General features: G+C 71.5%; 10 protein-coding genes. 7 read left to right on the plus strand and 3 right to left on the minus strand.

What is annotated here, in order from left to right; genetic code table 11:
• The first annotated feature begins 210 nt into the window (after window positions 1-210).
• A complete protein-coding gene (locus AB0G28_RS41510; protein ID WP_361102864.1) occupies window positions 211-5,082 on the plus strand; it encodes an SdrD B-like domain-containing protein in 4,872 nt (1,623 codons plus the stop codon).
• A 57-nt stretch (window positions 5,083-5,139) separates the two neighbouring features.
• Here the strand turns inward: AB0G28_RS41510 and AB0G28_RS41515 are convergent, their stop codons facing one another.
• Window positions 5,140-6,219, minus strand: a complete 1,080-nt coding sequence (locus tag AB0G28_RS41515) for a Dyp-type peroxidase (protein ID WP_361102866.1) — start codon at window positions 6,217-6,219, stop codon at window positions 5,140-5,142.
• Window positions 6,220-6,327: 108 nt separating this feature from the next.
• Here AB0G28_RS41515 and AB0G28_RS41520 point away from each other — a divergent pair, with 108 nt between their 5' ends.
• Together AB0G28_RS41520 and AB0G28_RS41525 are read left to right on the plus strand one after the other, a co-directional pair.
• Window positions 6,328-7,641 carry a right-handed parallel beta-helix repeat-containing protein gene (locus AB0G28_RS41520; protein WP_361102868.1) on the plus strand — a complete coding sequence of 438 codons (1,314 nt, stop codon included), beginning with the start codon at window positions 6,328-6,330 and terminating at the stop codon, window positions 7,639-7,641.
• The gene (locus AB0G28_RS41525) at window positions 7,638-8,324 is read left to right on the plus strand and encodes a hypothetical protein (RefSeq protein WP_361102870.1); all 687 of its coding nucleotides are present in this window, start codon (window positions 7,638-7,640) and stop codon (window positions 8,322-8,324) included. The genes AB0G28_RS41520 and AB0G28_RS41525 overlap by 4 nt, the downstream gene beginning before the upstream one ends.
• Window positions 8,325-8,648: 324 nt before the next feature.
• Here AB0G28_RS41525 and AB0G28_RS41530 read toward each other — a convergent pair whose 3' ends face one another.
• Complete coding sequence (locus AB0G28_RS41530) at window positions 8,649-9,287, minus strand: GNAT family N-acetyltransferase (protein ID WP_361102872.1); 639 nt, start codon at window positions 9,285-9,287, stop codon at window positions 8,649-8,651.
• Window positions 9,288-9,419: 132 nt separating this feature from the next.
• Between AB0G28_RS41530 and AB0G28_RS41535 the strand changes: the two genes are divergently transcribed.
• Window positions 9,420-10,568: an epoxide hydrolase family protein gene (locus AB0G28_RS41535; protein WP_361102874.1), complete on the plus strand. Its 1,149-nt coding sequence runs from the start codon at window positions 9,420-9,422 to the stop codon at window positions 10,566-10,568.
• A gap of 25 nt (window positions 10,569-10,593) precedes the next feature.
• Window positions 10,594-11,508 carry a class I SAM-dependent methyltransferase gene (locus tag AB0G28_RS41540; protein WP_361102876.1) on the plus strand — a complete coding sequence of 305 codons (915 nt, stop codon included), beginning with the start codon at window positions 10,594-10,596 and terminating at the stop codon, window positions 11,506-11,508.
• Between the two features lie 7 nt (window positions 11,509-11,515).
• Here AB0G28_RS41540 and AB0G28_RS41545 read toward each other — a convergent pair whose 3' ends face one another.
• Window positions 11,516-11,722 (minus strand): 4-oxalocrotonate tautomerase family protein, encoded by a 207-nt coding sequence (locus AB0G28_RS41545; protein ID WP_361102878.1) that lies wholly within the window; start codon window positions 11,720-11,722, stop codon window positions 11,516-11,518.
• 93 nt (window positions 11,723-11,815) lie between these two features.
• Here AB0G28_RS41545 and AB0G28_RS41550 point away from each other — a divergent pair, with 93 nt between their 5' ends.
• Window positions 11,816-12,559, plus strand: a complete 744-nt coding sequence (locus AB0G28_RS41550) for a TetR/AcrR family transcriptional regulator (protein ID WP_361102880.1) — start codon at window positions 11,816-11,818, stop codon at window positions 12,557-12,559.
• Window positions 12,560-12,768: 209 nt separating this feature from the next.
• The coding region (locus AB0G28_RS41555; protein WP_361102882.1) for an ALF repeat-containing protein at window positions 12,769-13,218 on the plus strand (450 nt) is incomplete at its 3' end.

The following is a 13,218-nucleotide window of genomic DNA, read 5'->3' on the forward strand; positions in this document are numbered from 1 at the left end:
CTCCGGGCCTCCCGGTTCGGTGGCTTTGCCGGTTGTTCCTCACCCGGTCGGCGACCCAGATCTCACTCGATCGTGTGGTTTGAAATCACCGAAAACGGTTTCCGATTCACCCGTCTTCACCGGGTGACTCACTCTGTCCGGATCTTAAACTCGCCACAACCGTCTGCATTGGACAGTGGCCGTCGAAGGCCCGGGCTTGTGGAGTGAGACTTGAAGAGACTGACAGCTCTCGGGGCGGTGCTCATGCTCGCTTCGACGGTGTTCCCGTTCGTGGCGCCGGCCGCACCGGCTGTCGCGGACGCCTCCGACGGCACTCTGACCGTCCGGGTCGTCCGCGACCTCAACGGCAACGGCGACTACGAGCCCGCGCTGGAAACCGGCGTGGCCGGGATCCCGGTGAAGGCCACCGACTCCGCGGGGGCCACGGCCACCGGGACCACCGCCGCGGACGGCACCGTCAAGCTGCCCACCACCGGCCTGGCCGGCGGGAAGTACCGCGTCGAGGCGAGCATCCCCGCGTCGATGCCGTACCTGAAGCCGGCCCCGGCGGGCGGAGGGCTGAGCAGCCTCACCTCGTTCGTCGACGTCTCCGGCGGCAAGGCGGCCAACCTCACGATGGGGGTGTGGAACCCCGCCGACTACTGCCAGGACAACCCGGCACTGGTCACCGCCTGCCAGCGCAACGCCATCGCGCCGGGGATCGACCAGAAGGCCCGTTCCCTGGTGAGCTTCCCGTTCACCGCGCGGGGGACGGGGACCGCGCCCACCTCGCTGGCCACCCAGGGCGACACCGGGACCGTTTACGGCATCGCGTACCGCAAGCAGGACAAGCGCGTCTTCTCCAGCGCGTTCGCCAAGCGGGCCACCGCCTACGGTCCCGGCGGGTCAGGCGGCATCTACGTGACGGACACCGCGGCCAAGACCACCAAGCTCTTCACCAAGGTGACCGGCGCCGGCAACACCGCGCACGCCATGCAGGCGAACTTCGACGGGGCGTTCGCCGACGTGGTGGGCAAGGAGAGCCTCGGCGCGATGCGCATCAGCGAGGACGGCTCCACGCTGTTCGTGGTGAACCTCGTCGACCGCAAGCTCTACCTCTACGACGCGACCGCCGCGACCGCGGCCGCGCCGAAGGCGAGCTACGCGATCCCGGATCCCGGCTGTCCCGCCGCCGGTGACTGGCGGCCGGGCGGCTTGGGCGTCCACGACGGCCTCGTCTACGTCGGTGGGGTGTGCTCCGGCGAATCGACGCAGAAGACTTCCGACATGCGGGTGGTGATCCGCACGTTCGACGCCGCCGCGGGCACGTTCGGCGCGGTGATCGTCAACCAGAAGCTGGACTTCAAGCGGGGCGACGCCCTGTGGAACGGCAGCAACACCCACTTCTGGAACCCCTGGCACGCCGCCTACCAGGCGCCGCCGCCCCAGGGCGGGAAGCTGATCGCGCACCCGGAACCGCTGCTGACCGACATCCGCGCCGAAACCGGCGGTGACCTGGTGCTCGGGTTCCGGGACCGCTTCGGCGACCAGGGCGGGTACGCCCTGCCGCCGGCCGCGGGGTCGGCCGACCGGTTCGACACCATCAGCGCCGGCGACCTGAACCGGGTCTGCAAGCAGGCCGGCGGCTACGTCTGGGAAGGCACTTCCGGCTGCCCGAACAACAACAGCGACGCGGCCAACGGCGGAGGCGAGCCGACCGACGTCGTCGAGTACTACCCCGGTGAGTACTTCAGCGACACCGAGCACGGCAAACCGCACAACGAGACCGCCCAGGGCGCCATCGCGGTCGTGTACCCGGCCGCCCGGATGCCCGCCACGGTGATGGACCCGACGGCGATCAACACCGGCGGCATCGGCTGGTTCGACCGGGCCAAGGGCACGATGATGAACGCCGACTTCTCGAACAGCTACCTCATCAGCGATTCGAAGACCGAAGGCTGGGGCAAGGCCAACGGCCTGGCCGACCTGGAGGCGCTGTGCGACAGCGCGCCGGTCCAACTGGGCAACCGGGTGTGGTTCGACACCAACGCGAACGGCATCCAGGACCCGGCCGAGCCCGCCGTGGCCGGGGCAAAGGTGACGCTGCTGCCCTGCGACGGCACGGGAGCGGCGCTGGCGACCAAGACGACCGGGGCGAACGGTGAGTACTACTTCGGCGCCGCGGACGGGCTCAAGGCCGGCACCTGCTACACGGTGAAGTTCGACTACTCGGGCGTCGACCCGGCCACCCTGCCGGGTGCGCCACCGTTGTCGAGTGTCAAGTGGACAGTGCCGAAGGCGGGCGACGCGACGATCGACTCCGACGTCGACCCGGCCACCGGCACCGTGAAGGTGACGATGGGCCCGGCGGGCTCGGTCGACCACACCGTCGACGGCGGCCTGATCGCCGCGGCGAACAAGCTCGGGGACCTCGTGTGGGCGGACCTGAACCGCAACGGCATCCAGGACCCGGGGGAGCCGGGTGTGCCGGACGTGCCCGTGGTGCTGAAGGACGGCTCGGGCAAGCAGCTCGCCACCACGAAGACGGGCCCGGACGGGAAGTACCTGTTCGACAAGCTGCCGGACGGGTCGTACCAGGTGTGCTTCGACCGGTCGAAGCTGACGGGCGACTACGCGGGCTGGCTGTGGACCAAGCCGAACGCGGGCGACGACGGCAAGGACTCCGACGCCGACCCGCCCACCGGGTGCACCCAGGTGACGACGCTCGGCCCGGGCAAGCACGAGGACCTCACCCTCGACGCCGGGATCCGGCCGCCGAACCGGCTGGGCGACTTCGTGTGGGCCGACACCAACGGCAACGGCCTGCAGGACCCGGGGGAGCCGGGTGTGCCGGACGTGCCCGTGGTGCTGAAGGACGGCTCCGGCAAGGAGATCGCCACCACGAAGACGGGCCCGGACGGGAAGTACCTGTTCGACAAGCTGCCCGATGGCGCGTACCAGGTGTGCTTCGACCGCTCCAAGCTGCCGCCGGACTACGCGGACTGGCAGTGGACGAAGCCGGACGCCGGGGAAGACGGGAAGGACTCCGACGTCGATCCGGGCACCGGCTGCACGCCGGTCACGACGCTCGGGATCGACCGCCCGGAGGACCTGACCCTGGACGCCGGCCTGGTCTCACCGACGAACCGCCTCGGCGACTTCGTGTGGATCGACACCAACCGCGACGGCCTGCAGGACCCGGGTGAGCCGGGCGTTCCGGACGTGCCGGTGATCCTCAAGGACGGCACCGGAAAGCAGGTCGCCACGACCAAGACGGACAAGGACGGGAAATACCTGTTCGACAAGCTGCCGGACGGGTCGTACCAGGTGTGCTTCGACATCGCGCACCTGCCGGCGGCGGTGGCCGACTACAAGCTGACCAAGATGGACGCCGGTGACGACGGCAAGGATTCCGACGCCGATCCGTCGACCGGGTGCACGCCGGTGGTCAAGCTCGGGGTGGGCAGCCGGGAGAACCTGACCCTGGACGCGGGCCTGGTCGCGCCGCTGAACCGGCTCGGCGACTTCGTGTGGGCCGACCTGAACGCGAACGGCCTGCAGGACGCCGGTGAGCCCGGTGTGCCGGACGTGCCCGTGGTGCTGAAGGACGGCAACGGCAAGGAGATCGGGACCACCAAGACCGACAGCGGCGGGAAGTACCTGTTCGACAACCTGCCCGACGGGTCGTACCAGGTGTGCTTCGACCGGTCGAAGCTGCCGGCGGACTACGCCGACTGGCAGTGGACCAAGCCGGACGCGGGCGACGACGGGAAGGACTCCGACGCCGACCCGGCCACGGGCTGCACGCCGGTGGTGAAGCTCGGTCCGGGCGCCCGCGAGAACCTGACCCTGGACGCGGGCCTGGTCGAGCCCACGAACCGCCTCGGCGACTTCGTGTGGAAGGACCTCAACGCGAACGGGCTGCAGGACCCGGGTGAGCCCGGGGTGCCCGACGTGCCGGTGATCCTCAAGGACGGCAACGGAAAGCAGCTGGCCACGACGAAGACCGACAGCGGCGGCAAGTACCTGTTCGACAAGCTGCCGAGCGGGTCGTACCAGGTGTGCTTCGACATCGCGCACCTGCCGCCGGCGGTGGCCGACTACAAGCTGACCAAGATGGACGCGGGCGACGACGGGAAGGACTCGGACGCCAACGCCGACACCGGGTGCACCCCGGTCGTGCCCCTCGGCGTGGGCAACCGGGAGAACCTGACCCTGGACGCGGGCCTGGTTTCGCCGCCGAACCGCCTCGGCGACTTCGTGTGGGCCGACCTGAACCGCAACGGCCTGCAGGACCCGGGTGAACCGGGTGTGCCGGACGTGCCGGTCGTGCTGAAGGACGGCACCGGCAAGCAGCTCGCCGGCACGAGCACCGGGCCGGACGGGAAGTACTCGTTCGACAACCTGCCGGACGGGTCCTACCAGGTGTGCTTCGACCGTTCGAAGCTGACGGACAAGTACGCGGGCTGGGTGTGGACCAAGCCGGACGCCGGGGACGACGCCAAGGACTCCGACGCCGGCCTGGCGACCGGGTGCACGCCGGTGGTCACCCTCGGCGTGGGCAAGCGGGAGAACCTCACCCTCGACGCGGGCCTGGTCGAACCCACGAACCGCATCGGCGACTTCGTGTGGCTCGACCGCAACGGCAACGGCCTGCAGGACCCGGGTGAGCCCGGTGTGCCGGACGTGCCGGTGACGCTGAAGGACGGCAGCGGCAAGCAGCTGGCGTCGACGAAGACCGACAGCGGCGGGAAGTACCTGTTCGACAACCTTCCCGACGGCGCGTACAAGGTCTGCTTCGACACCGGCGGCCGCAAGCTGACCCAGCCGGACGTCGGCACCGACGACCTGCGGGACTCCGACGCCCAGCCGTCCGACGGGTGCACCCCGGTGCTCTCCGTCGGCCCGGCGAAGCGCGAGGACCTGGGTGCGGACGCCGGCCTGCTGCCCACGCCGGCCCCGGCTCCGGTCACGCCGCCGAAGAAGGGGCCGCTGGCCAGCACCGGTTTCCCCGGCTACTGGCTCCTGGGCCTGGGCAGCCTGGCCGTGGCCGCCGGTATCGCGGCCCTGATCGCCGCGCGCCGGGCCCGCAGGACCGAGTGACTGGCCGTGAAGGCCTCCTTACCGGCTCTTATGGCCGGTAAGGAGGCCTTCACGGACTTACGCCAGCAGTGCGTGGCCGAGCGGGACGTCGGCGCTGAAGCCGGGCAGGATCAGGAAAGTGGCGGACGCGGTCGTCGTCGCGTAGCGCAGGAGTGCGTCGCCTTCGCTCATCCGGTGCTGGGTCGCCACGAACGTGCGCAGTTCCTTCTGGAACGAGATGAACAACAGGCCCTCGTCCGAGTTGTACGACCGCCGCAGCATGACGCCGGCGCCGACGGTGAGCGGGTGCGCTCGCCGGATGTGCGCGTCGGCGGGAATGAGGTACTCGCCGTCCGGGGTCTTGGCGCCCAGGTCGAGTTCGGGGCCGGACAACGGTTCCGCGGTCGCCTTGCGGCGCCCGATGACCTGTTCCTGCCGCGTCACCGGCAACGCGTGGAAGGCCGCGGTGTCCAGCCGCATCGCCCGCAGGACCGCGATCGTGCCGCCGCGGACCGCGGGCGGGCCGCCGAGCCAGACGTCGGCGGCCAGTTCGGCGTCGCTCTTGGGCAGCACGATGCCGTCGGCGAAACCGAGGACGTTGCGCGCGGAACCGTCCGATGCGGACGGTCCGCGGAAGCCGGTTTTCCGCCACCGCGGGGAAAGCCCGGTGCCGGCCGTCAGCTCGGTCACCGCGAGCGCGGCGGCCAGCGGCTCGTCCGCGCACACCTGGAGCAGGAAATCGCCGCCGCGGTGGCGTTCCTCGACGTCGTCGCCGGGGAACACCGGGAGGTCCTGCGCGCCGGGCAGGTCCGGGCCGGCGGCCGCGACGATCCGCGGGCCGAGCCCGGCGGTGACCGTCAGCCTGGCGGGCGGGAGGTCCGCGAGCGCGGCGTCCCCGCCGGCGCACAACGCCGCCGCCCGCCGTCCGAGTGTCGCCAGCAGGGCACCGAGCCGGATGTCCGGGGGAACGTCCCAGACGGACAGGTCGACGTGCCGCTGCGGCGGGGCGGGCCGGGCGATCCCGGCCTGCTGCGCCCCGAAGACGTCCACCACGCCCGGGTCGGAGGCGGCGGCCGGGGCGGAACACGCGGACAGCAGGCCGGCGGCACCGGCGCCGAGCAGCACCGCCCGCCGGGACAAGGGGGGAGGAGTGACCACGCGCGGATTGTGCCGCCTCGCCGCCGCCGAACCGGTGGTTGTCACTCCACCAGGTGGCATTTCGCGTCGTTCGGGCTGCGCGGTGCGGAACCCTCCTATGGTTTCGCCGTGCGTGCGCTTCCCGTCCTCATGCTCTGCGCGCTGGCCGTCGCCGGCTGCGCTTCCGCCGACCGGTCGTTCCGGCCGGACGCCGCCGGGGCCGCGACCATCCGGGTCCCGCAGGACGCGCCGACCGTCCAGCAGGCCGTGGACGCCGCGCGGCCGGGTGACCTGGTGCTCGTCTCCCCGGGCGTGTACCGCGAGTCGGTGCGGATCACCGTGCCCGACCTGGTGCTGCGCGGCACGGACCGGAACCGGGTGGTGTTCGACGGCGAAGTGCGCCGGGCCAACGGGATCGTGGTCACCGCGCCGGGTGTGGCGGTGGAGAACCTGACCGTGCGCGACCACGTCCTCAACGGCGTCCTCGTCACCGGCATGGCCGGCGAGAACGGCGGACTGGCCAGGGGAAGCGACGGCTACACCCGGCTCGACCCGGCGAAGTTCCCGCCGGTGCAGGGTTTCCGCGTCTCGTACGTGACGGCGAGCAACAACGGGCTGTACGGCGTTTACGCGTTCGACTCCCAGCACGGCCTGATCGAGCACAGCTACGCCTCCGGCAGCGCGGACTCGGGTTTCTATGTCGGCCAGTGCGACCCGTGCGACATCGTGGTCCGCGGGAACGTGGCCGAACGCAACGCGGTGGGCTACGAGGGCACGAACGCGTCCGGGCGGATGTCCGTGGTGGGCAACCGGTTCGTCGGCAACCGGGTGGGCCTGTCGACGAACTCGGACTACCAGGAGGCGTTCGTGCCGCAGCGGGACGCGGCGATCGTCGGCAACCTCGTGGCGGCGAACGCCCAGCCGGGCAGCCCGGCCCAGGCCGACGGCGGGTTCGGCGTGGGCATCGGCATCGCGGGCGGCACCCGGAACCTGCTGGCCCGCAACCTGGTCACCGGCAACCCCGGCGCCGGGATCGCGCTGGCGTCGGCCGAGGACCTGGCGCCGTCGGACAACCGGCTGGTGGGCAACGTGCTCTCCGGCAACGGCGTCGACGTCGTCTACGCCGCTTCGGACCGCGCCCCGGGGAGCGGCAACTGCCTGCAGGACAACGTCCTGACGAACACCGCCCCGGCCGGCCTGGCCGGGACGATGGCCTGCCCGGCGAGTCCCGCCCAGATCGCCGGCGTGCGCCTCGCCCTGCCCCCGGCGCCCCGCGGCGTGCCGTTCCCCGATGTGGCCGCCCCGCCCGGGCAGCCGGACCTGCCGGACGCGGCGACGGCGCCCCCACGGCCGGCGCGGGACCTGCCGGGGCCCGTCGACCTCGACAGTTATCCCGTGCCACCGCTCGCGCTGCTGGCCGAGCACGCCGGGGTCAAGCCGTGAAGCGCTTGGTGGCGCTGGCTGCGCTGCTGCTGGTGGCGTGCGGCGCCGACCCGCAACCCCGGCCGTTGTCGGCGGCGGAAGCCGAGCGGCTGGCACTGGCCCGGTTCGCGAACTACCGGTTCCGGACGGAGAACTTCACGGCCACGGTCCCGACCGGCGCCGGCCGGATCGCGTTGCGGGGACGGGTGGACTTCGTCGGGAACCTGGGCTACGCGGAGATGAGCACGGACGACCGCCACGACGACGCGTCGGCCGGACTGCTGCAGTGGACACCGTCGGCGCTGGCGTTCCGCGCCGGCCCCGGCCAGGCGGCGACCGACCCACCGCCCGCGGACCGCTGGCAGTACCGCCCGCTCCAGCAGGGCGCGGAGCTGGACACGGCGCTGCGGCTGGTGCTGGGCCTGGGCGCGGACCGCCCGGACAACGTCCAGCTGCTCAGGCAGAGCACGGCCCGCTGGCTCCGCACGGACCGGGTGGGCGACACCCCGGTGGACGTGATCGACGGCCCCCAACCGGCCCACCAGGACACGACGAAGGCAGCCCGGGTCAGGTACTGGCTGGACCCGGCGGGGTTGCTGCGCAGGGTGGAGGCCCGCATCGGCGACCGGCCGGACCCGGTGGTGGTTTCGTTCACGCCGGCGGCGTCGCCGACGCCGGGACCGGTGGCGGCGTTCGCGCGCTGACCCGGCGGGGAACTGGCCGGCCTCGGCAGGCGGCGCGAATGCGCCCCAATGTGGCGTTGGTTGCGTCCAACGCACCGAACGCCACATTGGGTGCGTCCAACGCACCGAACGCCACATTGGGTGCGTCCGACGCACCCAACGCCACATTGGGGCGCTTGGGTCGAGCGTTGAAGTACCTGCGGCGCACGACGTCAGCGGCGTTCGCACGGTGAGCCGAGGTGGCTCGGGCGGCGGTGACCGGCCGGATGCGGCGGCCGTAGCCGCACCCCTCGCCGCAGCCGCACCTTGCCGCATCCCTCATCCCACCGCGGCCGCGGGGCGATCTCAGCGGGCCGGCCGCGGAAGGCGTCCCAGGTGTTCGGCGCGCCAGTGCCGGCCACGCCGTGGCGTGCGCCAGTGCCGTCCCCGCGAGGGCCGCACGGGACCGCGGGCGGCGAGGAACGCCGGCCGGTGCTGGGCGAACCCGTCCGCGGTCAGCCCCATCAGCACCGGGTACCGGATCTCCCCGCGGAGCAGCTCGGTGTCGCGCGTCCGGCCCTCCTCGCGGAAACCCAGCTCCCCGTGGAGGGCCAGCGAGGCGAAGTTGCCGCCGTTGACGCTGACTTCGCATTTGTGGTAGCCGCGCAGCTCGAACATGACCGCGAGCAGCGTCGTGACCGCGTCGGCGGCGTAACCGCAGCGACGGTGCTGGGGCCCGATCCCGATGCCGTAGCTGAAGCGCCCGGAACCCGGGTCGGCCTGGACCCAGACCGAGCCGACCAGCGTTCCGTTGTGCAGCGTCTCGATCGCGAAGTGGAAGTCGTCGCCGGAGCCGTCGGAGCCGCTGCGGTGCGTGGCCCAGTGGCGGTAGCCGCCGACCTGCGGGTCGTGCGCGCGGGCCGAGTCGCGGTCGAACCCGATCAGGGTGCGCCGGTCCGCCGGGCGGACCTCCCGCAACCGCACCTTCCACCCCGCCCAGCTCATCGGCAGAGATGATACAGCCGGCGCCGGTACCTCCAACGAGTGCGATGGATCACCCACCCGTGTACAGATATTCGTTGGCAATCCCAACGATTCTGCTATCGTTGGTCGAGCCAACAGTAAGGAGTCGAGACCATGATCGAACCGTTCCGCATCGCCGTCCCGCAGGCCGACCTCGACGACCTGAACGACCGGCTCGCCCGCACCCGCTGGCCGAACGAAGTGGCCGACGCGGGGTGGGACTACGGCTTCCCGCTGGCCCGGCTGAAGGAGCTGGCCGCCCACTGGCGCACCCGCTACGACTGGCGCGAGCAGGAAGCCGCGCTCAACGAGCTGCCCCACTTCACGACCGAGATCGACGGCCAGAACATCCACTTCGTGCACGTCCGGTCGGCGAACCCGGACGCGCTCCCGCTGATCCTCACCCACGGCTGGCCCGGGTCGTTCCTGGAGTTCACCGACGTGATCGAGCCGCTGTCGCGAGACTTCCACCTGGTGATCCCGTCGATCCCGGGGTACGGCTTCTCCGGACCGACGCACGAGCGCGGCTGGGACGTCGCCCGCATCGCGCGGGCGTGGGCCGAGCTGATGCGCCGCCTCGGCTACGACCGCTACGGCGCGCAGGGCGGCGACTTCGGTTCGGGCATCTCGCTGGCGCTCGGCGCGGTGGCTCCCGAGCAGGTCGTCGGGGTGCACGTGAACTTCCTGCCGACGCGGCCGGACCCGGACGCCGGCGTCGAACTATCCGAAGTGGACGAAGCCAGGCTGGACAAGGTCCGGCAGCTGATGGCGAACCGGCCGCCGTACCAGGCGTTGCAGGCCCTGACGCCGCAGACGATCGGCTACGCGCTGACCGACTCGCCGGTCGGCCAGCTGGTCTGGATCGCCGAGCGCTTCGCCCAGTGGACGGATCCCCGGGCGGGGATCAGCGACGACCGGCTGCTCACCGACGTTTCGCTGTACTGGCTGACCGCCACGGCGGCGTCTTCGGCGCGGCTGCACCACGACGCCCCGCGGGCCGCGCAGCCGTGCCCGGTGCCGGTGGGCGTGGCGGTGTTCGCGCACGACATCACGCTCCCGGTGCGCCCGCTGGCCGAGCGGCGCTACGACATCAGGCACTGGTCGGAGTTCGACCGCGGCGGCCACTTCGCCGCGATGGAGGTGCCGGACCTGTTCAGCGCGGACGTCCGGAAGTTCTTCCACGACCTCCTGGGCCGTCCGGACGAGGTCCGCGTGGCGACTGTTCGACGGCCTGGCCCTGTACCTTCGGTTCCGTCCGCGTGAGATCCGGAGAAAGCCGGGGCACAGCATGACTTCCACGAGGCACGAAGGCGACACCTGGGATCTGGCGTCCAGCGTCGGCGCGACGGCCACGATGGCCGCGGCGGCCCGGGCGATCGCCACCCGCACGGACCGGCGGCTCATCGACGACCCGTTCGCCGAGCCGCTCGTCCGCGCGGTCGGCGTCGATCTGCTCACCCGGCTGGCGAGCGGCGAAGTGCCACCCGGCGACCTCGTCGAGCAGGTCTGGATCGACGTGGCGAAGATCCGGACCAAGTTCTACGACGAGTTCTTCCTCGAAGCGGCGAACGCGGGCGTCACGCAGGCCGTGATCCTGGCTTCAGGACTGGATTCCCGCGCGTATCGGCTGCCTTGGCCGGCCGGGACGGTGGTGTACGAGGTCGACCAGCCGCGCGTCGTCGAGTTCAAGACGCGCGCGCTGGCCGAACTGGGTGCCGAGCCCACCGCGGACCGGCGAGCGGTCGCGGTCGACCTCCGCGAGGATTGGCCGGAGGCCTTGCGCACCGCCGGGTTCGACCCGGCCCGGCCGGTCGCGTGGAGCGCCGAAGGCCTGCTGGGCTATCTGCCGCCCGAAGCGCAGGACCGCTTGCTGGACACCATCACCGAGCTCAGCGCGCCGGGAAGCCGGCTGGCCACGGAAAGCAAGCCCAACCCGCGGCCGGGCGACGAGGAGCGGACGAAGGACCGCCTGCGCGGCATTTCCGAACGCTGGCGCGCGCGGAGTTTCGACACCGACATGGCGAAACTGCGTTATTACGGCGAGCGCAACGAAGCGGCGCCCTACCTCGCCGCCCGCGGCTGGGCGCTGACCGGAACCACGATCCGGGACCTGCTCGCCGTCAATGACCTGCCACCCTTGAGCGACGACGACGCCCGCATGGGCGACATGCGGTACGTCAGCGGCATTCTCGAGAAGAAGTAGCGCCTGATCAGCTGCGGCCGAGCATCTCGGCGGTCAGGACGTTGCCGCCCAGCCCCCATCCGCCCTCGGCGACTTCGTCGACGAGCACGAGCGTGTTCGCGCGGGCGCGTTCACCGTAGACATCGGCGTAGGCGTCGGTGACGGCGTCGATGAGCTTCTTCTTCGACTCCGGCGTCAGGGTGTCGGCGGGGACCTTGAGGTTGGCGAAAGGCATGTCTTTCCCTTGCTTAGCGGTGATACTGATCGTTCGTTTCGACGATAGCACGAAGTCCGAATCGACGGTAGCGCGATGTCGTATCATCGATTCATGGAGTCTGAGACAGCCCGGCGACGCCGTCGCGGCGCGGTAGGCCCGGCCGACGACGTCACGGTGCGCAGGGCGTTGGTGGAGACGGCCGAGCGGCAGCTGGCGGACTCCACGGACGGCGACATCGCGACGCGCGCGGTGTGCGAAGAGGTCGGCGTGACCCAGCCCGTTCTCTACCGGCTGTTCGGGGACAAGCGCGGCTTGCTGGACGCGGTCGCCGACGCGGGCTTCGAAAGGTACGCCCGGCGCAAGCAGGAGCTGGAGGTCACCGACGACCCGGTGGCGGACCTGCACGCGGGCTGGGCCGACCACATGGCGTTCGCGGCCGGGAACCCGGCGCTGTACCAGCTGATGTTCGCCCCCCGCCCCCAGTCGGCTTCGACGGCGCACCAGCGCATCCTGGAGTTGCTCGAGGCGACGCTGGTGCGCTGCGCCGCGGCCGGAGCCTTGCGGACGACCCCGCGTCAGGCGGCCCAGCTGATCTTGTCGGCGAACGTGGGGGTCGCCTTGGGCCGCATCGCCCAGCCGTCCCTCTACGACGACCCGTCGTTGTCGGAGCGCGCCCGAGACGCGGTCTTCGCGGCGGTCCTCACCGACGCGGACACGCGATCCGGCCCCGACCCGGTCGGCGCGGCCGCCCGGCAGCTGCGTTACCGGCTTTCCCTGAGCGGCACGGAGAACCTGGAGCCGGCCGAGGCCGCGTTGCTCGACCGGTGGCTCGAACGGCTGGACCAGCCGGACTGAGCCGCTCCGGGGTGTGAGGCCTGGCTCACCCGTTTGCGGCTTCCGGACAGTTCGCGATCTCTGCTACTTTTCGACCGCTTTGGGGGGAGATCAAGGGCGGGTCAGGGCGCGGAGAGCGCTCTCTTCTTTCTCGCGCGCCGGGAAACTCCGGTGCGCGTCTTTCCCTCGTGGCGGCTGGGTTTTCGTCGTGCGCACGGGAGGGCTGGGGCGTGGTGCGGTTGCGGGGAGTGTTCGCGGGGAGAGCTTCGCTGGCTGCGGTGGTGGTGGCCGCGGTGGCTTCGGGTGCGGTGGCGGTGCCGGCGCGGGCGGCGGAGGTGCCGGCGGCGAAGGAACGCGCGCAGGTGGTGGCGTTGTGGCAGGCGGGTGGTCCGGCTACGAAGGACGCGGCCGCGGCGGCCCTGGTGGGCTCGGACGCTGAGGTGCACACGTTCCTGACCGCTGGTCAGGCGGTGGCGGCTGAGCATGATGATCGGATCAAGGTCAGTCAGCTGTTGACGGTGGCCGGGTCCGGTCTGCGGCGCGCGGCGCAGGCGGCGCTGAGCGGCACGGCGGCGGATGTGCACTCGTTTTTGGCGTCGGGGTGGCAGGGGCCGTGGCGGGATGACAATCGGGTGCAGGTGTCCCGGTACATCACCACGGGTGGGCATTGGGTGCAGGTG

This window comes from Amycolatopsis sp. NPDC021455 (genome assembly GCF_040640995.1).
In the GTDB taxonomy this organism is placed as follows: Bacteria; Actinomycetota; Actinomycetes; order Mycobacteriales; family Pseudonocardiaceae; genus Amycolatopsis.